18 protein-coding genes are annotated in these 19,558 nt (G+C 43.3%); 9 read left to right on the plus strand and 9 right to left on the minus strand.

Annotated features, from left to right (window positions below; genetic code table 11):
• Nucleotides 1-80 precede the first annotated feature (80 nt).
• The 5 genes from ccmE to ccmA form a co-directional block, all read right to left on the minus strand.
• Nucleotides 81-578, minus strand: coding sequence for a cytochrome c maturation protein CcmE (gene ccmE, locus AC0J5Y_RS10505; RefSeq protein ID WP_475130632.1), 498 nt, complete (start codon nt 576-578; stop codon nt 81-83).
• 268 nt (nt 579-846) lie between these two features.
• Complete coding sequence (ccmD, locus tag AC0J5Y_RS10510) at nt 847-1,068, minus strand: heme exporter protein CcmD (RefSeq protein ID WP_372843552.1); 222 nt, start codon at nt 1,066-1,068, stop codon at nt 847-849.
• A 16-nt stretch (nt 1,069-1,084) separates the two neighbouring features.
• Nucleotides 1,085-1,873, minus strand: a complete 789-nt coding sequence (ccmC, locus tag AC0J5Y_RS10515) for a heme ABC transporter permease CcmC (protein WP_475130633.1) — start codon at nt 1,871-1,873, stop codon at nt 1,085-1,087.
• 207 nt (nt 1,874-2,080) lie between these two features.
• The gene (locus tag AC0J5Y_RS10520; RefSeq protein ID WP_187289148.1) at nt 2,081-2,737 is read right to left on the minus strand and encodes a heme exporter protein CcmB; all 657 of its coding nucleotides are present in this window, start codon (nt 2,735-2,737) and stop codon (nt 2,081-2,083) included.
• Between the two features lie 139 nt (nt 2,738-2,876).
• Entirely contained in the window at nt 2,877-3,506 is a 630-nt protein-coding gene (gene ccmA, locus AC0J5Y_RS10525) for a heme ABC exporter ATP-binding protein CcmA (RefSeq protein WP_475130634.1), read from the minus strand.
• A gap of 116 nt (nt 3,507-3,622) precedes the next feature.
• Between ccmA and AC0J5Y_RS10530 the strand changes: the two genes are divergently transcribed.
• From AC0J5Y_RS10530 to AC0J5Y_RS10540, 3 genes are all read left to right on the plus strand, one after another.
• Complete coding sequence (locus AC0J5Y_RS10530) at nt 3,623-4,675, plus strand: hypothetical protein (protein ID WP_475130635.1); 1,053 nt, start codon at nt 3,623-3,625, stop codon at nt 4,673-4,675.
• 196 nt (nt 4,676-4,871) lie between these two features.
• The gene (locus AC0J5Y_RS10535; RefSeq protein ID WP_475130636.1) at nt 4,872-5,117 is read left to right on the plus strand and encodes a hypothetical protein; all 246 of its coding nucleotides are present in this window, start codon (nt 4,872-4,874) and stop codon (nt 5,115-5,117) included.
• Nucleotides 5,118-5,211: 94 nt separating this feature from the next.
• Entirely contained in the window at nt 5,212-6,129 is a 918-nt protein-coding gene (locus AC0J5Y_RS10540) for a histone deacetylase family protein (protein WP_475130637.1), read from the plus strand.
• 30 nt (nt 6,130-6,159) lie between these two features.
• Here the strand turns inward: AC0J5Y_RS10540 and AC0J5Y_RS10545 are convergent, their stop codons facing one another.
• Both AC0J5Y_RS10545 and coaBC read right to left on the minus strand, forming a co-directional pair.
• The gene (locus AC0J5Y_RS10545) at nt 6,160-6,936 is read right to left on the minus strand and encodes a sulfite exporter TauE/SafE family protein (RefSeq protein WP_475130638.1); all 777 of its coding nucleotides are present in this window, start codon (nt 6,934-6,936) and stop codon (nt 6,160-6,162) included.
• A 126-nt stretch (nt 6,937-7,062) separates the two neighbouring features.
• Nucleotides 7,063-8,430 carry a bifunctional phosphopantothenoylcysteine decarboxylase/phosphopantothenate--cysteine ligase CoaBC gene (coaBC, locus tag AC0J5Y_RS10550; protein ID WP_475130639.1) on the minus strand — a complete coding sequence of 456 codons (1,368 nt, stop codon included), beginning with the start codon at nt 8,428-8,430 and terminating at the stop codon, nt 7,063-7,065.
• Nucleotides 8,431-8,548: 118 nt separating this feature from the next.
• Between coaBC and radC the strand changes: the two genes are divergently transcribed.
• The 3 genes from radC (at nt 8,549) to AC0J5Y_RS10565 (ending at nt 14,233) form a co-directional block, all read left to right on the plus strand.
• The gene (radC, locus tag AC0J5Y_RS10555; protein ID WP_475130640.1) at nt 8,549-9,232 is read left to right on the plus strand and encodes a RadC family protein; all 684 of its coding nucleotides are present in this window, start codon (nt 8,549-8,551) and stop codon (nt 9,230-9,232) included.
• Between the two features lie 300 nt (nt 9,233-9,532).
• Entirely contained in the window at nt 9,533-12,472 is a 2,940-nt protein-coding gene (locus AC0J5Y_RS10560; protein WP_475130641.1) for an acyl-CoA dehydrogenase, read from the plus strand.
• A 387-nt stretch (nt 12,473-12,859) separates the two neighbouring features.
• Nucleotides 12,860-14,233 carry a dicarboxylate/amino acid:cation symporter gene (locus tag AC0J5Y_RS10565; protein WP_475130642.1) on the plus strand — a complete coding sequence of 458 codons (1,374 nt, stop codon included), beginning with the start codon at nt 12,860-12,862 and terminating at the stop codon, nt 14,231-14,233.
• A gap of 124 nt (nt 14,234-14,357) precedes the next feature.
• Here the strand turns inward: AC0J5Y_RS10565 and AC0J5Y_RS10570 are convergent, their stop codons facing one another.
• Nucleotides 14,358-15,113 carry a TSUP family transporter gene (locus AC0J5Y_RS10570; protein ID WP_475130643.1) on the minus strand — a complete coding sequence of 252 codons (756 nt, stop codon included), beginning with the start codon at nt 15,111-15,113 and terminating at the stop codon, nt 14,358-14,360.
• Between the two features lie 528 nt (nt 15,114-15,641).
• Between AC0J5Y_RS10570 and nhaA the strand changes: the two genes are divergently transcribed.
• Nucleotides 15,642-16,844, plus strand: a complete 1,203-nt coding sequence (nhaA, locus tag AC0J5Y_RS10575; protein ID WP_475130644.1) for a Na+/H+ antiporter NhaA — start codon at nt 15,642-15,644, stop codon at nt 16,842-16,844.
• A 78-nt stretch (nt 16,845-16,922) separates the two neighbouring features.
• A complete protein-coding gene (locus tag AC0J5Y_RS10580; protein WP_475130645.1) occupies nt 16,923-18,290 on the plus strand; it encodes an oxygenase MpaB family protein in 1,368 nt (455 codons plus the stop codon).
• Between the two features lie 121 nt (nt 18,291-18,411).
• On the opposite strand, the gene AC0J5Y_RS10585 is transcribed toward AC0J5Y_RS10580, so the two are convergent.
• Nucleotides 18,412-19,149, minus strand: coding sequence for an NUDIX hydrolase (locus tag AC0J5Y_RS10585; protein ID WP_475130646.1), 738 nt, complete (start codon nt 19,147-19,149; stop codon nt 18,412-18,414).
• Nucleotides 19,150-19,314: 165 nt separating this feature from the next.
• Here AC0J5Y_RS10585 and AC0J5Y_RS10590 point away from each other — a divergent pair, with 165 nt between their 5' ends.
• On the plus strand, nt 19,315-19,509 hold the full coding sequence (locus AC0J5Y_RS10590) for a hypothetical protein (protein ID WP_475130647.1): 195 nt from the start codon (nt 19,315-19,317) through the stop codon (nt 19,507-19,509).
• Nucleotides 19,510-19,558 lie beyond the last annotated feature (49 nt).

The following is a 19,558-nucleotide window of genomic DNA, read 5'->3' on the forward strand; positions in this document are numbered from 1 at the left end:
AATCCAGTGATAAAGGTCACTGGATTTTTATGTTTAAGGCTTTTTATGATAACTATCATTTATTGTGGCGAGCGCAATTACTACTGTAAAGTCTTGGTCTCATGAACTTTTTCAGCAGGATTGTATTGTTCAGAAGAAGGAACTGCACCATTACGATTATTTTCTTTCATCGACTTGGCAACCTCTGGCGGCATATAGTTTTCATCATGCTTTGCCAATACTTCACCCGCGACAAAGATATCGCCTTGCATTTTGCCAGTCGCCACAACACCCGAGTTCTCAGCGAACAAATCCGGCAAGATACCTTGATAAGTCACTGGCACGGTCGATTGAAAGTCTGTGATAGCAAATTCAACGCTCAGTGGATCGTTTGGCGCACGCTGTACACTGCCTGAAACCACCATACCCCCTGCACGAATACGCTTATCTTGTGGCGCTTCACCATTTGCAATGGCAGTTGCGTCAAAATAGTAATCAGTCTGTTGCCCAATAGCATAAATCACCAATACTACGGCTATGGCTGCCCCTGCAAGCGTAAACATAACCCACATCAGTTTTTTACGACGAACTGCGTTCATACTATTACCTCATTGATGAGTCGCTGTTTTAGACACTATCCATCTATAAAACAGAAAATATTAAAGAAACCACGATTAGAAAAACGTTCTAAAAATGTCTTTCTAATCGTACTCTTCTAATAACTATATAGGAGCATTTTACCGATAACTCAATAAGACCAAGACTTTTCAGTAAAACCTTTGCCGACTTATTTATATATCAGCTATATCAGCGATGTTCAAAAACACAGCTAACAAAGGCATGATATAACAGGATTTTTAATGGTTTTTATTTGGTGCTTTTAATCACTGGCGTAGACGTTTTGGTCGTGCGCTGTGCTTGACGGGCTTGCTGAATCGCCAGCTGCTTGATAAGGGCTTGTCTTTGACGACGGCTATAAAATACAAAAGCCAGCATCATACCAACGGTAATCGCCCAGCATGACCAGACAAAAACCCCATGCTTACCCATGGCAATAAACTCAGAAAAACTATAAAAGTAAGGCTGCATCATATTTTCCTAGCCGTTATTTGTGTTGCCTGCGAATGTATTCTTTTACCCACGCTTTACCTTGGTCACGATGTAGGATTAGCGTATTGGTACGATAAATCGCTAAAGTTGCAACCAATAGATAACTACCGATAGTCATCAGTAACAGTGGCAGCCACATATCTGCTGACATCTTAGGTGCCGCAGTCAAAGTAAAAGTCGCCCCTTGATGTAAGGTGTTCCACCACTCTACTGAATACTTAATAATCGGCAAATTCACTGCGCCAACGATCGACAAAATAGCCGCCGCTTTACCACGATTTGCCGTATGTTCAAAGGCTGCAAACAAGGCCATCACACCTGCATATAAAAATGCCAAAATCAGCATCGATGTCAGCCGCGCATCCCAAACCCAATAAGTACCCCACGTGGGTTTTGCCCAAATAGAACCGGTCAGCAAACTAATCACACACAATAAAAACCCCAAAGGAGCAATTGCCTGCGCCACAAGGCTTGCGGTCTTGATTTTCCAGACTAGATAGATTACCCCAAGTACCGCTAAAGCAAAATAAATGGAAATAGCAAGGCTTGCTGCTGGTACATGGATAAAGATAATACGATAGCTATTGCCTTGCAGATAATCAGGCGGCGCAAACGCCAGACCCCAGATACTCCCGATGAGCAGGCAAAGACTTGCTAGTATCGCCAGCCACTTGACCCAAGGCGAAAAGATGCGAAAGAATTCCTTGGTACCCACCGTGGTCAGGAAAACTTGCCAAATGCGTTGCCACAGGCTAGGAGATGAGACATTATTTAGGTTGGGCATGGAAATAAACCTATTACGCAGCTAGTGATTATCAAGTTAAACGCATGATTCATACAATTATCCGCTAACCTGCTGGCGTTAAACGATGGATAGAATCTACACGTGAGTGTGTGTTTAATAGACTATTATAGCAAAGTTGCCAATTTTCATCATGTTGTTAATATAAAAGGCTTTAATAAGAGAAGGAACACCATGCCAGTGTAAACTTTAATTCAACCACGACATTTTTAACGTCATAGCAATCACCCATGGCATCACCAGCACTGAGATAATACTACCTGCCAGTAGCAACGCCAAAATAGGCAAACCGTTAAGACCTGTAGCAAATAAATCAACCGCACCGGTGGCAAAAATCAATACCGGCAACTGCATCGGCAAAGCGATTAAAGGCACTAGCACAGCGCCATTCTTCAATGATAACGTCAAACTGCTAGCAACCGCAGATAGCATGAGCAGCATCGGACTACCCGCAACAATTGATGCCATCAATATCCACGCCTCAAACCAGCTCAGCTGAAATAAAGGCACGGCAAGCAAACTTAATGCCGCCACAATGCCGCTACTAAAAATCCAATGTATGACCAAACGAATCAGCACCCATAAAGGCAGCGACGCCTTAGCAACGACCAATTGCGCCAATGTGCCATTATCAAGCGCCGGCTTAAACAAACCATCAACGCCCATCACCAATGACAATAAAGCGGCAATCCACACCGCTGACACCCCGAGGCGTTGTAATAGTGCAGGCTCACTGCCAACCGCTAGCGGAAACAAGGTAATAATCACCAAAAACAGCACCAGCGGATATAACCACTGCACTGCCCCTTGCTGCTTGACCTGCCATTCGCGGCGCCACAGCTGCATAAAACTGATACTGCGCACATCAGCTATATGAGCATTTGAGCTTGTATTTAAGGTTTGTGTTGGAGTATCTGACTCTATCATTTGTTTGCTCTTCTACTGATGCGTATCGCATTTATACTGACAATGATATTGATAGCTTTCATACCATATAATCGGATAAATCGAGCACTTGATTGGCAACGCCGACTGCTTGGTGACTGGTCATTAATATTGCACCGCCCTCATGAGCAAAGTCGCGTAATCTGTCTTCCATCCGCGCCACCATATCGACATCGAGTGCGGTGAACGGCTCATCAAGCAGCCATAATGGCGTCACATCAGGCGTCAGTAAGTATAAGCGCGCTAGGGTAATTCGCCTAGTTTGACCCGCAGATAAATGACTTGAGCTGATGGTCTCAAATCCTTGTAACCCTACCCAAGTGAGAGCATCATCAATATCATCATTGCTTGGTGTGATACCGTACAAATTCAGCAAAAAAGTGAGGTTTTGAGCAACGGTAAGATTGGGATGAATGCCCAATTGATGCGATACATACAAAGGCTGAATCGGTAAACTGGCTGTCCCTTGATAATAAGTATCACCTGTTAGCACCGGCAATAACCCAGCCAGTTGCATAAGTAACGTGGTCTTACCAGTCCCATTAGCACCAATTAAATGGCAAATGCTGCCTGCAGCCAAATTGAGTGACACCCCTTCACATAGAGGGATTTCACCACGCTGAACGGTCAGCTCATCAAGCGCAAGTAAGGCGGTATTCAGAGCCGTCATTACAACCTCTCGTTATTTATTGAGCCGCAGTCAATATTCATCACAAACCCAGACGATGTTCGTGGCATAATACTTTATGCCCCATAACCACACAGTATAACAAATTGTCGATTACTATGACCTCAAAACCTATGCAGACTTCAAAAGATATTCAAACCCCAAATACGCTTATGCTAACGATAAACAGCTTAATTGATGCACAAGTCACGTTTATGCAGCACTGGCTACGTAAGCAAGCTGAACCGCTGAGCATGGAAGCTTGGCAGTGGATTGGTGCGCAGCCATTGGACAAATATATCAGTAACGATGATTTACAGCGCCTACTTAATGATTGGCTACTAGACCATCCTTTAAGTGAGGTGATGCGTGCCGATATCCGTGATATCTTGCATGGCATTATCTATCACCCAGCCAATGACAATGTGCCATTATCAGAGCTTATCGATGATACACAGGTTGCAACGCTGGCCGACTATATCGGCAGCCATGAGCAGCAGCGTAATATCTTGATTCATACCTTGGTTGGCAACGATACATTTGCAGATTTGTTGACCCAAACGCTATACCACGCCATCAACGACTTTATGGAAAATACGCTAGAAAAAGCGGGCGGTGTTGGCAAACTGATGAAGCTTGGACGCAGCTCATTTGAAAAGGCAACCAACAGAAACCTTGATGAAAAATTACAGACGTATCTGCATCGCAATATTAAAGATTTGGCGCATCGCGCAGAAGCCAATGCTCAAGAACATTTATCCAATGAAGAGGTGTCGCGATTATTGGTTACTGGTTGGGCGCGGATTAAAGAGCAGCCGATTAGCCATATCCAAACCTATCTAAGTGATGAGCCTGATAACAGTAGCATCGATCATATTGAAGCCAGTATTCAGCAGAGTTACAATCGTTTACGCATGTCACCTTATTTGCACAGCCTGGTAGCAGCGAGCGTCGATACTTGGTATCGCAATCATAAGTCCGATACCATCGCACAGGTGGCAGAAAGCTTACATATCGATGAGGCAGCGATTGAGCAGCTATCTACTACCCTGCTGCCTATCGTTTATGATGCGCTTGAAAGCGAATGGCTGACTGCCCATCTGCGTGAAATGCTGCAAGCGTTTTATAGCCAGCCTAATATCAAAGATAGTTTGGGTTTGAACGAGCAGTAATTTATTTTTGCCTACTTGTTTATCCGTATTTCTTATTAATCCCTATTATTCATTTGTTGGTTAGCAGACTATTTATGAGTCAACGTAATAAACTCAGCTTATGGCAAAAAATGAAGCAGCTGCTAACCACATCCACTGTGCGCTCTGTTATTGAGAAGATCAAATTATCTAAGAATTTGCCAAATGCTGATTAGAGATGGATGGATCAGAGAGTGAGATACGCTATAAAAACGCTATTGATGTTGAAGCAGTCGGTCTTGACGACGATATCCTTGAGCATTTATTGCAAAGTATCATTGCCATGACCACAGTCGCTCATGAGATATTCAGTGATTTGCTCAATAACCAATACCCTGCTGAAGAATTACCCGATCTGCTTTTGCAGCTACGTCAACAAGCAGACTCAAGAACCTTCTTTTTGCCCACTCAGTTTGTACAGTGAGACTGGATTTTTTCCCAGTGAAACCATCGGCTCAAACTTATTATGTTAGACAACCCTCTACTCAGAAAGCCTTCAATACGATATTAAAAATACTATGTTAAAAATTGCATACTCTGATATTTTTCGTTATTCAGTACCTGAAAAACATCGTTTTCCGATGCAAAAATACACCATGATTCCTGAGCGCTTATTAGCGGAAAAGACTATTAGTGCGAATAACTTTTTTGCGCCCACATACTTAAGCGAAGATGAAATCTTAACGACGCATACTGCTGACTATTGGTATCAACTTAAGACCCAAACGCTACCAAGAAAAGAAGCGCGAGCAATCGGCTTTGAGATGACACCTGAGTTAGTAGAGCGTGGGCGCTATATTGCTCACGCGACTTATGAATGCGCGCTTTTTGCACAGCAATACGGCGTCGCAATGAATGTCGCGGGCGGTACCCATCATGCCTTTGCCGATCATGGTGAGGGGTTTTGTGTCTTTAATGATGTCTGTGTCGCGAGCAATTTACTATTAAATCGCGGACAAGCACAAAGGATATTGGTCGTTGATTTAGACGTCCATCAAGGCAATGGTAATGCCAGTATCATGGCAGATGAGCCACGTGTTTTTATCTTTAGTATGCATGGTGCAAAGAACTATCCGTTTCGCAAACAAGTATCAGACTTAGATATTGAGCTAGATAACGATACCGATGATGCGCAATATTTACAGATATTAGAAAATACATTACCGCGCTTAATAAGCGAATTTGCGCCAGATATGATTTTTTATCAGTCGGCGGTTGATGTGCTAGCGACGGACAAATTGGGCAAACTTGGACTCACCATAGAGGGCTGCAAGGCGCGTGATGAATACGTCTTACGCCAAGCCAAAACTGCCAATATTCCAATCGCTATCGTCATGGGCGGCGGTTATTCAGAGGATATTAATGATGTGGTTGAAGCACATTGCAATACCTTTCGACTGGCGCAACAGATGTTCTTCGATGAGGCGACTGACTAAAATTTAGCACCAACTCTATTCTCGCTTCTGCTAAGCCATAAACGACATAATCCCTTGCCAGCCAATACGTATACCAAGTACTGTGAGGATCACTAAGATAAGCTGACGAAAGCGTGCTTGTGGTAGATAACGTCGCAAGCGGATGCCGGCTAAGAGCGCGGTGATTGACATGACACTAAGTAAAGCAATCAGTTGCCATTCACCACTGCTTAGTGCCATGATTGGCTCGCGTAATACAATGATTTGAGCAATTTTACCCAAAAAATAGCACATATTGCCGACTTTAGCGATAGTATGCTTATCGTTGCTTGCAGACAATAAATACATCATCAATATGGTCGACATAGCATTGGTCGCGCCGCCAATCACGCCTGCACTAAAGCCAACGATGATTAACACAGGCTTGGTAGCGGGTAGACGAAGTTGCTTACCAAGCAAGCTGCTTATGACATAAAAACCAATAACGGCTGCCAATAATAATAAAATATATGCGCTATCGACCCATAGTAAGAGCTTCGCGCCTAAAATACTACCGAGCAAGCTGGTCAATGCCAGTAACCAATAGCGCCTGCCATAATAAATAAAATTTTGCCAAATCGTGCGACCACCACCTGCTAGCCAAGTCATCGCATTGAGTAATAACGATGGAAAAATGACTAATACAATAGCATGTGGTAAAGGATACATACTGGCAAGCGCGGTAGTAGTTACCAAGGTGATACCTAGGCCACTAATGCCGTGTAGTAAGGATGCGAGAGCAAAAATCGCAATGAGCAATAACATTTGAGTACTATCGCCATCTATCATATTAGCCCTACCAGTCAAGACTTCATATCTTCTTTGATATGTATTATGCTTATGTAACAAGTAATCGTACTAATCGTCACTACAATACGTACTGTAATGAGCAGCATTGAGTAGCACTAAATATTACTAAACCCCGTAACGTTGCCAAATCGCCTCACCAATAATCGTCGTTAGCTGCTCAGCAATTTTATCCTTACTCGCTTTATCAAGTATGATGCTATCGTGCTCATAATGTGTTGAGAAAAATACTTGCATTGCATTGTCATCACTGGCAAAGCCAATATCAGCACGTGAGACATCATTACAAGCAATCAAATCTAAATCTTTAGAAAGCAGCTTACCACGAGCATAACGTTCAACATCTTGAGTTTCTGCTGCAAATCCAACGACAAACAACTCAGGATGAGCAAGCGAAATCGTCGCTAAAATGTCAGGATTTTTGACCAAGCTTAGCGTCATTGCGTCTTGGGTTTTTTTTATTTTTTGCGGTGCCGCCTCTTCCGTTCGATAGTCAGCGACCGCAGCGGTGGCGATAAAAATATCAGCCATTTTCACGCTATTGTCATCGATAGCATCAGTATTCTCATCATCGCAATCACAATCGCCATGAAGATGAGCATGCGTATGTTCGTGGCTATGATCGTGAGAATGATCATGTTCATCTTCAACCATATATTGTAGTGCACTATGCGTGCCTGTCACACACTGCTGCGCGACCGTCAACATCTCTTTAGCTGACAATACATCAATGCGTGTGACATTGAGCGGTGTTGGCAAAGCGATTTTGCCCCCAGCAATCAAGATAACGTCTGCACCGGCCGCAACACAGGCACGCGCCAAAGCAAAACCCATTTTGCCAGTAGAGTGATTAGACAAGTAACGTACCGGATCTATTGCTTCAACGGTCGGTCCTGCGGTAATCACCACTCTTTTACCTGCCAATAACTGAGGCGTCGTCTGCATTGCTTGAAACAGCAGTATCTCTTCTAATAACTGTTCAGGCTCAGGTAAGCGTCCTGCACCCACATCGCCACAAGCTTGCTCACCACTAGCAGGCGCAATGATTTGATAATTCATATCACGCAAGGTTTGCACATTCAGATTCACCGCTGGATGCGCCCACATTTGCTGATTCATCGCTGGCGCAAGAATAACAGGTGCCGTCGTTGCCAAGCATACAGTGGTCAATAAATCATCAGCCATACCCATTGCAAGGCGCGCCAATGTATTGGCAGATGCCGGTGCGATAACCACAAGGTCTGCCCACTTGGCAAGCTCAATATGACCCATACCTGCTTCTGCTTTTTCATCGAGTAACGAGATATGCACCTCATTGCCAGTCAAAGCCTGTAAGGTCAGCGGTGTGATAAAAGCTTGAGCACCCGAGGTCATAATAACGCGAACCTCAAAGCCTGCCTTGATTAATAGACGAGCAAACACAGCAGATTTATAAGCGGCAATACCGCCGGTGATAGCAAGCAGAATATTTGACATAAGGAGAGCATCAACAAAAAAATGAAAGATAAAATTGCGCTTATAGTAGCAATTATGCGATAAGTTAGGGAAAGTTTTCTGAATTTATCTCGTGGCAATGACAATTCAAGGAGTAGCAATGGCGATTAAAGATTGGCATGAAGATGACAGACCGCGTGAGAAGCTATTAAAATTTGGCGCAGCGCGCTTATCTGACGCTGAGATATTGGCGATATTTCTGCGCACAGGTACGCAGTCGCAGTCAGCTATTGAGCTGGCTCGCCATCTGATCGAGCAATTTGGCGGCCTAGCAGAGTTGTTAGCCGCCCCACAAGAAACTGTCCTTGCTTGTCATGGCATCGGTCCTGCCAAATACGCGCAGATACTCGCCTCACTTGAGATGGGCAGACGCTATTTGGACAGTCAGCTTAAAACGGGGCAAGGACTTGAGCGATCTCAAATGGTCAAAGACTATATCAGCACTCAGCTGCGCGGTGAGCCACGGGAAGTGTTCGCTGTGCTATGTTTGGACAATGCCTTGAATCTAATCAATTTTGAGATATTGTTTACAGGCGGTATCTCTTCTTGCTCCGTTTGTATCAAGCATGTGCTGCGTCATGCGTTAAGTCATGTCGCAAGCCAGCTCATTATTGCTCACAACCATCCACATACCGATGCTAAGCCATCGACAGCGGATAACTTGTTAACCTATGAGCTCAAAAAAGCTTGTGACCTCATAGATTTATCTTTGATTGACCATGTCATTGTTGGGCGCAATGAGACTTTATCTTATGCTGAAAACAGTTTACCGCCTTTTAGGTAATGTTTAATGACTCGCATTTGATTATATAGACAAATCTTGATACATATTATCGACACAGCGTAGCGTTTTCGCTCTTGATAGTTATAAACAACTGTTCCATATTGGTAGTTAACTTTATTTTTGGGAGAGTTTTTATTCTATATTAGCTCTATTTGAAATCACTAATGTCAAAAAACTAAAACTATTTTTCACTATAGAAAAGGAAGCTTGAAATATAAAACAACAATCATAGTTATTTCAAACTTTCTTATTTACTTATATTTTGGCGCTTTTTTATTAAGCGTTGCAAAGGAGGCAGTTATGGCCATTGGCTTATTTATTTTGGCAGTTATCATTCAATTAGCCATGGTCTTAGCCATCTTTTTGTTGTCATTATCGCGTGTCACAGGCAGCATTATTGCTTTAATCACTGTCCTCGTTACTGCTTTGATCAGTCCATGGTCACTTATCCTAGGTCTACCCATTGCGCTACTTTGCTTGCTGTTACTGATCACCCCTATTCGTCAAAGCATGATCACCAAGCCTGCTTATAAAGCCTTGGGCGGTGCCATGCCAAGCATGAGTGACACCGAGCGTGAAGCACTTGATGCTGGTACTAGCTGGTGGGAAAAAGAGTTATTTATGGGCGCGCCTGATTGGGATACGTTTGCAAAATACCCCTATCCAGAATTGTCAGAAGAAGAGCAAAGCTTTATAGATAATGAAGTAGAAGTGCTCTGTGCAATGCTTGATGAGTGGCAAATTCATCATGAAGATAAAGAGCTGTCACCAGAAGCGTGGCGATTTATCAAAGCCAATGGCTTTTTGGGTTTAATTATTCCCAAAGAATACGGTGGATTAGAATTTAGCTCGTATGCCCAAAGTCGCGTGATGAGCAAAATTGCATCGCGTTCGCCGACTGCCGCAGTCACTTGTATGGTACCGAACTCGCTTGGTCCTGGTGAGCTACTGATGCATTACGGTACTGATGAGCAAAAGCAGCGCTGGCTACCGGGTCTTGCCAAAGGTGAAGAAGTTCCGTGCTTTGGCCTGACAGGTCCAGAAGCTGGCTCTGATGCAGGTGCGATTCCGGATACTGGCGTGGTTTGTTATGGCATGCATGAAGGCAAGCAAGTGCTGGGGCTACGCATGAATTTCTCTAAGCGCTGGATTACTTTAGCCCCTATCGCAACAGTAGTAGGTTTGGCATTTAAAATGCATGATCCAGAAGGTCTGCTAGGTAATCCTGAAAAAACCGATTACGGTATTACTTGTGCGCTGGTGCCCGCTAAGCATAAAGGGGTCATTATCGGTCCACGTCACAATCCGATCGGTTCGCCATTTATGAATGGGACAGTCGATGGTCAAGATGTTTTTATACCGCTAGATTATATTATCGGCGGGATCGAAAATGCGGGTCGCGGTTGGCGTATGCTGATGGAATGCTTGGGCGTTGGTCGCGGGATCTCATTACCTGCCCTCTCAACTTCAGCCAGTGAAATGAGCTATTTGTCGGTTGGTGCCTTTGCAAAGGTTCGTGAGCAATTTAAAATTTCCGTCGGCAAATTTGAAGGCGTGCAAGATGCCACCAGCCGCATTGCCAGTAATACTTATATGTTAGAAGCGTTTAGGCATCTGGTGACTTGTGGTCTAAACCAAGGTGGTACGCCATCAGTGATGACGGCAATGGCAAAATACTATGCCACTGAGACCATGCGTTCAGTGATTAATGATGGTATGGATGTCGTTGGAGGTCGCGCAGTACAAATGGGACCGCGCAACTTTTTAGCCATTCCTTATCAAGCGATCCCAGTATCAATCACTGTTGAGGGCGCCAATATATTGACGCGCTCATTGATGATTTTTGGTCAAGGGGCGATGCGCTGTCACCCTTATCTATTCGATGAGCTGCAACTACTACAAAGCGAAGATAAAGAAGGCGCGCTCAAGCAGTTCGACAATTTATTTTTTAAGCATTTGGGCTATACCTTTAATCGCGGTGCCAAAGCGTTCGTTGCAGGCTATGTTGGTGGCAGCAATGATGCGCCAAATTTTGCGGATAACTTTACCCGTCCCTATTACAAAGACATTAACCGCTTAAGCGCAGGCTTTGCTTTAACTGCTGACATGTCTTTAGGGTTATTGGCTGGTGATTTAAAACGCAAAGAGATGCTATCTGGGCGCTTAGCAGACATCCACTCTCATCTATTTATCTGTACAGCTATTTTGCAGTTTTATGAATATGGCAGCAAATCAGTCGCTGAGCGCTTGCATGCTGAAGTGGCGTTAAAAAATAGCCTTTATACTATCCAAGAAGCATTCCTATCTTTATTTGCCAATTTTCCAAATCAGTTTGCAGCCAAATTAGTGAGCTTTGTGACTTTTCCCAGTGGTCGTATCTTTGCCCCAGTGAGTGATGAATTAAAACGCCAACTGGGTGATACGTTTATGGATGATTTTGAAGCAAATCCCTTCCGCGACTATCTTAAAACCATGGTTTATTATAATACTGAGCCGGATGATGTCACGGGTCGTATGGAGCATGCTTATCAAATACTCCTCCAAGTCGAACCCTTATGGCAGAAATTTAAAAAAGCAGAACATAAAGACAGTTTTGAAGGTTTAACTTTTGAAGATCATGTGGTCTATGCCAGTCAAAATGGCGACATTACTGAAGAAGAAGCCGAACAGTTAATAACCTATAATTCGATACGCTATGATTCCTTATTGACCGATACATTTGATAAGCATTTATCAAAAGTGCAAGAACGTGCTAACCCACACAGTTTAGAGAACGCTGTACATAGACTAACTGACTATGCTGAACTAAAAAGTAATGCTCAGTTAAAAAACAATGCTCAGTTAAATCAGCCATTAAACCCTGATAATCTGCAGCAAACCTCTGAGAATATCGCATCAGTTGATTCAATGCCAGAAAATAACCAACCAACAGGAGATAATAACCCTGATCATGGTTACGAGAGTGATGGTGATATAAAAATGGTCAATGAACAAGATACCGCCAAGGAAATTAATGCACAAACTGATTTTCAGGATTCATATCCTGAAATAGAAGCCCTTGGCTCGCGTCACCGTGATGCAGCATCGCATCTAAATGAACGTATGAGTTATAACCATAGATTAAACAAAGATAAATTTGCTAGCACAAGTACGGAGCAAAACAATCACCAGCAGCAAACAGAAACCAGTGACCCTACATGGAAAGATGGTTTGCGCCGTGACGAAAACGACAATGTCTAACTAGGATTGATCTACCTATCGGCATTTATCTATATTGATTGAAGTAAGCGAGATGTTCTTATCAGAGCCATCTCGCTTTTTTATTTTACCGCTCATATTATTTTTTTATACTCCTTCAACAACGTTTCATTCAGCCAAATTTATATGAATTTTTGACAGATGAAAAACTCGAACATACTAATATTGTAATGTCACGTCATTTAAGTCATAAAAACATCTTGCAGTATCCCTAACTATTCTTTTATATTGTCCCCCCAAAATCTGACTTAATGATCAGTTCATATATTTATAGACGTCACAGCAACAGTCATGACAACAATCTTGCACTCATATTGAGCGCGCTATTGTGTCTATTGTTGTGCGTAACGGACACCAAGGATAGCGTTTATGTGGAAAAATATGGGTTTGACCGGCAAAATCATTGTTGCCATGGTGCTCGGTATTATACTGGGTCTAGTTATAAACTACTCTGGCTTGAACACGGAAGGCAGCTTCATTAATAATTATGTCACCAATGGTTTTCTTGCCATTGTCGGTAAGCTGTTTGTGAACTCGTTAAAAATGCTCGTCGTACCGTTGGTCTTGATTTCACTGATCTGCGGCGTCTGCGGTATCGGGGATGTTCGTCTATTAGGACGTATTGGTGGCAAAACCTTCTTTATCTATATGGTGACCACAGCACTAGCGATTACTACTGCTATCGGGCTTGGTTCACTATTTGGGATTGGTAAAGGCATGCAAATCGAAACCGAAACGGTCTTCGAAGCCGAGTCAGCGCCGCCCCTTATTGACGTTTTCTCCAATATTATCCCCTCTAACCCCATCAGCGCGATGGCAAATGGCGATATGCTATCGATTATCTTTTTTGCGATGTTGATTGGTATTAGTATTTTAATGGTGGGTAAGCCCGCCAAAGGTTTGGTACAAAGCTTAGAGCTTATCAATGAAGTCATCTTAAAAATGGTGACCATCATTATGAATCTAGCGCCGTATGGTGTATTTGCACTGTTGACCAAAGCAATGGCTGAGCTTGGATTAGATCTTATTTGGTCACTACTGGGTTATGTCGCTGTATTGGTTGGTGCACTCTTCTTTCACTTTTTCGTCACGATGATGGTGATACTCAAGCTGACTTCAGGGCTATCTGTTAAGACTTTTTTGGCAAAAATGCGTGAAGTACAGATTTTTGCTTTTAGTACTTCAAGCTCGAATGCAACGATTCCGATTACCTTGCGTACGGTCACCAAGCGCATGGGTGTTAATAACTCAGTTGCTTCATTCACCATCCCTTTTGGCGCGACGATCAACATGGATGGCACGGCAATCATGCAAGGTACGGCGACCATCTTTATCGCCAATCTGTATGGTGTTCAATTAGGCGTTACCGGCTACCTGACCGTTATCTTGATGTCAGTGCTTGCCTCTATAGGTACAGCAGGCGTGCCGGGCGTAGGTCTGATTATGTTATCCATGGTATTTGCCCAAGTCGGTCTACCGATTGAAGGTATTGGTCTGATTTTAGGGGTTGACCGTATTCTTGATATGCTACGTACCGCAGTGAACGTCAGTGGCGATGTGGCAGTTACAGTCATCGTTGCAAAGTCAGAAGGTGAGATGGATTTAGCAATTTATAACGATCCTAATGCGGGTGCAAAAGAGATGTCTGATGGTCATATCGACGCAGACAGCGAGCGTGAACTATCAGCAGTCTTTCACGATGGTGTGATGGGCAGTGAATATGATGATGTTAAGCGCGGCTAATTGTGATCAGTGATTGCCTATAAATAAGTCATAAAAACCTCAGCCGATTGGTCTGAGGTTTTTTTATGCAGCAATTACGTTTGTAGACCAAGAGTTGCATTCTTCTTGATCAACCTACTCTCCACTAACCAAGTACATATTTGGTCACCATCACAAGACAAACCAATACAATCATGGGACGAATGAGTCTACTGCCACCTTTTACTACCATATGCGAGCCAAAATACGCTCCTATAGTTTGCCCTACCATCATTGCTAGCCCTACTGTCCACAATACATTACCGCCCAATATAAAGAAGATTAATGAGCCAATATTGGTCGATAAATTCAGTACCTTTGCCGTACCAGTTGCTTCGATAATTTTTCGACCACGTAACGCCACATTGCCAAGCGCAAAAAACATACCTGTCCCAGGTCCCATATAGCCGTCATAAAAACCAATTAAAGGGGCGGCAATTTTTTGCCAAGCACCTTCTGAGATACGAGGGGCAGCTTCCACTTCACCAAGTTTGGGGGCAAACAAAGTATAGATACCAATGGCTGCAATCAAAAACGGAATCAGTTTTTCTAACAAGTCAGGTGGCGATAACTGCACCGCGATAGAGCCGAAGATAGAGCCAATAAAAGCTGCAATAATCGCTGCTTTAATATTCTTGGGTTTGACCACACCCTTTCTAATCATGGTGATAGACGCTGCTAGTGCCCCTGATGCTGCTTGTAGTTTGTTGGTACCCAATGTCAATACAGGCGGAATATTGGCAAGTAGCATGGCAGGAATGGTCAACAAACCACCGCCACCAGCAATAGCATCGATAAAACCTGCTAGCGTGGCCACAGCAGTCAACATTAAAATAACTTCAATAGAAAGGGATACGTCCATGACACTGACCTGCAAAATTTATGATATGGGAGTCAAATCCGGTGCTAACCATTATGTAAAGCGGCTTATTATAAAGATAAAACTGCGAAAAAAGCCATTACCCTAGCAAAGTCTGCTAGATTTATCGCACAAGGTATAGTTAAAATATCTCAAAAACGCTACAGTGCTGCTGGTATAAATTTTTTGCAGCCTCTGTCTGCGTAGGCACAGCAAGCAAGAAAAATTAATATCAGCAGTACTTGATGTATCGATATTACTTTTCCCTGACTATACTTTAAAAACAGCTTTTTTCGTCATTAAGCTTTTAAGTTAAAAGGTAAAACCGGTAACCTATTTCATTTGTTTATATGAATAAGAATATGAGAAACTAGGGATATGCATCTATTACACTGGTATTATAAACATCAGTGCTAACAAAGATTCGTCCCCATAGGTGGTCACGCACTTAAGGCAGAGCCATTACAGATATACAAAAATACTTGAGTTTTTGAATACTTTCACACGTTTTATTTAGTTAATGAGGACAATATGGCAATACATAAAATCAGAGCGTTTTTTAATCTCGAGGCTTCAGGCGGTATCGTCCTAGCGCTGGCAGCTATCGCAGCAATGATTATTGCTAATACTTCTCTAAATACGTGGTACGAATCCTTTATTCATGCACCTGTCGCTATTCAAATTGGCAGCTTCTCAATCGCTAAAGATGCGCATCATTGGATTAACGATGGCTTGATGGCAGTGTTCTTCTTTTTAGTAGGACTTGAGCTTAAGCGTGAAGTGTTAATCGGAGAGCTGTCCAATATAAAGCAAATTATCTTGCCAGCAGGGGCGGCTCTTGGCGGCATGATCATGCCAGCCATCGTCTATCTGTTTTTTAACTATAATGAACCTGAGTTTTGGCGAGGTTGGGCGATTCCTGCCGCAACCGATATCGCCTTTGCTCTTGGTATTTTGAGTTTACTTGGTAATCGCGTACCCAATTCATTAAAAGTATTCTTAGTCTCGATTGCTATCTTTGATGATATCGGCGCGATTATTATCATTGCTTTATTTTATACCAATGATTTATCGCTTGGTTCACTGGCTATCGCAGGCTTATGCCTGCCGTTTTTATATCTGCTTAATCGCCGTAACGTTACTAGCATAACTCCTTATTTGCTAATTGGCGTTATCATGTGGGTTGCCGTACTCAAATCTGGTATCCATGCAACGTTAGCTGGCGTAGTCTTGGCACTTTTTATCCCTATGTTTGACCGCACTGATCCTGAGCATTCCCCGCTTGAAGAGCTAGAGCATGATCTACATACGACCGTGGCGTTTGGTATTTTGCCATTATTTGCTTTTGCCAATGCGGGCATTTCACTTAAGGGCGCAGGGTTTGGTGAGCTGTTTCATTCTGTGCCGCTTGGTATTGCCGCTGGTTTATTTATTGGTAAGCAAATAGGCATTATGTTTATGTGCTGGTTAATTTTTAAACTGGGCATTTCTACTATGCCAAAAGGCATGAACTTTAAGCAAATCTACGGCGCAGCATTGTTATGTGGTGTGGGCTTTACCATGAGTTTGTTTATCGGTGGGCTTGCATTTGCCGGTGAGACGCCATTATTTGATGAGCGTTTGGGTATCATTATGGGTTCAATCGTCTCTGGTATCGCAGGTTATATGATGCTCAAAGCCACTTTAAAAGATGAGGTTAATGTAACCTCTGTAGACCTAACGCGCCATTCTTAAGGTACGATTGAGCTACTTTATCCCAAAGTAGCTCAATCAACTTAATAAAGAGCAGTTGCTACAGAGTTGCTCATAAATATGGATTCCATCGACATCTCTAAAAAAATCGCTAAAACAAGTGCCACCAGTGCTCGGCAAGGTGCAGGCTGTCATCAAGCGCCTGTTTCTTCTTATCAGCGTCATGGACGCACCACTGCTATTGATGACCATAGTGATCTGCAAGTATTAAAACGCATTAAGCGTTATCTACTGCCACAAGACTTTGTTATCTCGCAGGATTTATTAGAGGAAATAGTTGCAGGCTACGATATTGGCGATCCAATAGCAGATGATCTAGCCTCTGATGGCATTCGTTTTGCCAAGCCCTTACAGCATTTTATTATTGATAAGAAAGCGAACGCTAACCTCAAGAATAATTCCTCATTCAACGCATTAACTGAACAATTTAGTCGCCATCCTGATTGGTTTGACCCTAAGCTGGCCCAAATCGGCGCGGTTGCCTATCGCCGTTATCCACTGATGCTGATTTGGTTGTTGCGTAATGTAGCCCTCATGGCAGGCTATAGTATCCCTGCCTTATCGCTACCACTGATTCAGACTGGCGCACTGATGCACGACGCTTTACCAAGATTGATGCGTACCTACGCCTATATCTTGGCAGTCTCTGAGCACCCTCAGTTGCATTTAGATTCAGAGCATAGCAAACCTAATATTGAACGAGTCTTGGCTATCGGCTCTGAAGGTTGGCAGCAATCCATTAAAGTACGTCAAATTCATACCTTGGTGCGGCAAAACCTGCTTAGAGGTAAAGCAAATGCTGCTAAAAGCGTCATACCAGATGCCAACCAACATCACAACCCAGATGGCAGCTGGAATACGGCATATTGGGGTATTCCTATCAACCAAACCGATATGATTGCTACTCATTTGCAGTTTTCACTGTTGATTATGCGCGGCTTAAGATTGCTTGGCGCCCGTATTAGCACTGAGGAAGCAGAAGGCATTTTGCATTTATGGAATCTTGCCAGTTACTGGATGGGCGTTGATTTGCAGCGACTGCCAAAAGATGAAGCCGCTTGTTGGGAATGGCTCTATACCTATTTGTCGATTCAGCAGCTTGATTTTAAAATGGGACGACCACTGGCAAAAGCCCTGCACGATTTGCCACGTCAGCTGATGGGTGAGGACAATCGCCGTGGGCGTTTTATTGAGATGGTCAATGCCAGCGTGACCCGTACCTTGGTTGGTGATGATATTGGTGATGGGCTAAACCTGCCAAAATCAAAAATACGCTTTGGCGTATTGTCTTCCGTGCCGATTCTATTTGCGCTCGATATTGCCCGTCACCACAATAGTAGAGTCGCCAACAAGCTAGAAGCATTTCGTGCTAAACGCCAAGACAATATGAACTGGTGGTTAAAGAAAAATGATGATTATTATAAATAAAACACTCTGATACAAAAATTTATACTAGCAGTATCGTAGCGTTTTTAAGGTATTTTAACTATATGATAATCATCTTACAAAAGATGTGTTTCATCGTGGTTCTTATTCACCTTTACCATCTCTACAGCCGTGTGTCCTGTATACGGTAATACCACTCAAGCTGCCGATCAAAGCCTGTTTCCAATAAGCTGGCAATGACTCGTCCTGTCAGACCCCATACCGTCTCACCATCCACTTGCCAACTTGGCGTGAGTAGCGTCGCTGTCTGATCTTGTAACGTATATTCAATAGAATATTCGACGGTCGGCTGAGTTAATAGCGTCTCAAAATCTGCCCAAAAAATGCGTGATATCTCCCCAAGCTCTGGTACCAAAAGCAGATCTGGCGCAATAAGCGCCACAATAGGACGCACACTCATACCACTTTTAGAGGTTTGGATAGGCAGTTGACCAAGCAGCTGAACTTTATTAGGCGGTAGCGCAGTTTCTTCGCAAGCCTCGCGTAGGGCAGTAACGACATTGTTACCATCACCTACTTCATGTTTGCCACCAGCACAGGATACCTCACCCGCATGACTGTTCATATGAGCAGCGCGGCGAGTCAGCAGCAGCTTAGGATGGCGTTCATGAGTAATAGCGACCAAGATAGAGGCATCGGCAATTGGGGTTTGATAAAGACTATTTAGAATACGGGTACTGCGCGAATGGTCGTGAGAGTCATAAAGTGCAGGACTCACAATAGCCTTTAAAGTCTCGTACTGCACTCGTTCAGCCAACCTTCTGATCGTGGGATAACGTATAAAATCTGGTACAGCGACTGTCATTTCATCAAAACGTACGGACTGTGAGGGATTTAGCATTATAATTGCCCTGTATTTTTATCAGTTTTAGCCATCAAAATATTGAATAATTGCAACAAGCAGGTTTCGACAACCGTCAGACAGACATGGTCTTTTATCATTGTATGACTGCAATTGGTCCTCATGGATCAAGGGTGTCATTCATATATTATTTAGGAAATGCTCGTGGATAAGATTTTTTCATTACATAAAATGCAGGGCAAAACTGATGATTTCCCGCAAATATTGCTATTAGTCATCATTGCCATTGCTTGGACTGGCGGGACATTTGCCACTGCTGTATTGGCATTACTGGGAATCGGGGTGGCACTGATTTACAACAACATTGGTCGTAGCAGACACTACCCGCTCTGTTGGTAAGCGTGCCGATAAAAACCTTATCCTTGCTCAATGACTTTAGCCTAGCGCA

It is taken from the genome of Psychrobacter sp. TS_SC_6 (assembly GCF_056156305.1).

Excerpts from the sequence above, each read along its gene's own strand:
- AC0J5Y_RS10580 (WP_475130645.1), top strand. The coding sequence starts at position 16,923 with ATGGATTCCATCGACATCTCTAAAAAAATCGCTAAAACAAGTGCCACC.
- ccmE (WP_475130632.1), bottom strand. The coding sequence starts at position 578 with ATGAACGCAGTTCGTCGTAAAAAACTGATGTGGGTTATGTTTACGCTT.
- coaBC (WP_475130639.1), bottom strand. The coding sequence starts at position 8,430 with ATGTCAAATATTCTGCTTGCTATCACCGGCGGTATTGCCGCTTATAAA.
- radC (WP_475130640.1), top strand. The coding sequence starts at position 8,549 with ATGGCGATTAAAGATTGGCATGAAGATGACAGACCGCGTGAGAAGCTA.
- ccmA (WP_475130634.1), bottom strand. The coding sequence starts at position 3,506 with ATGACGGCTCTGAATACCGCCTTACTTGCGCTTGATGAGCTGACCGTT.
- AC0J5Y_RS10535 (WP_475130636.1), top strand. The coding sequence starts at position 4,872 with ATGGATGGATCAGAGAGTGAGATACGCTATAAAAACGCTATTGATGTT.
- AC0J5Y_RS10520 (WP_187289148.1), bottom strand. The coding sequence starts at position 2,737 with ATGCAGCTGTGGCGCCGCGAATGGCAGGTCAAGCAGCAAGGGGCAGTG.
- AC0J5Y_RS10560 (WP_475130641.1), top strand. The coding sequence starts at position 9,533 with ATGGCCATTGGCTTATTTATTTTGGCAGTTATCATTCAATTAGCCATG.
- AC0J5Y_RS10530 (WP_475130635.1), top strand. The coding sequence starts at position 3,623 with ATGACCTCAAAACCTATGCAGACTTCAAAAGATATTCAAACCCCAAAT.
- nhaA (WP_475130644.1), top strand. The coding sequence starts at position 15,642 with ATGGCAATACATAAAATCAGAGCGTTTTTTAATCTCGAGGCTTCAGGC.
- AC0J5Y_RS10545 (WP_475130638.1), bottom strand. The coding sequence starts at position 6,936 with ATGATAGATGGCGATAGTACTCAAATGTTATTGCTCATTGCGATTTTT.
- ccmC (WP_475130633.1), bottom strand. The coding sequence starts at position 1,873 with ATGCCCAACCTAAATAATGTCTCATCTCCTAGCCTGTGGCAACGCATT.
- AC0J5Y_RS10565 (WP_475130642.1), top strand. The coding sequence starts at position 12,860 with ATGTGGAAAAATATGGGTTTGACCGGCAAAATCATTGTTGCCATGGTG.
- AC0J5Y_RS10570 (WP_475130643.1), bottom strand. The coding sequence starts at position 15,113 with ATGGACGTATCCCTTTCTATTGAAGTTATTTTAATGTTGACTGCTGTG.
- AC0J5Y_RS10585 (WP_475130646.1), bottom strand. The coding sequence starts at position 19,149 with ATGCTAAATCCCTCACAGTCCGTACGTTTTGATGAAATGACAGTCGCT.
- AC0J5Y_RS10540 (WP_475130637.1), top strand. The coding sequence starts at position 5,212 with ATGTTAAAAATTGCATACTCTGATATTTTTCGTTATTCAGTACCTGAA.
- ccmD (WP_372843552.1), bottom strand. The coding sequence starts at position 1,068 with ATGCAGCCTTACTTTTATAGTTTTTCTGAGTTTATTGCCATGGGTAAG.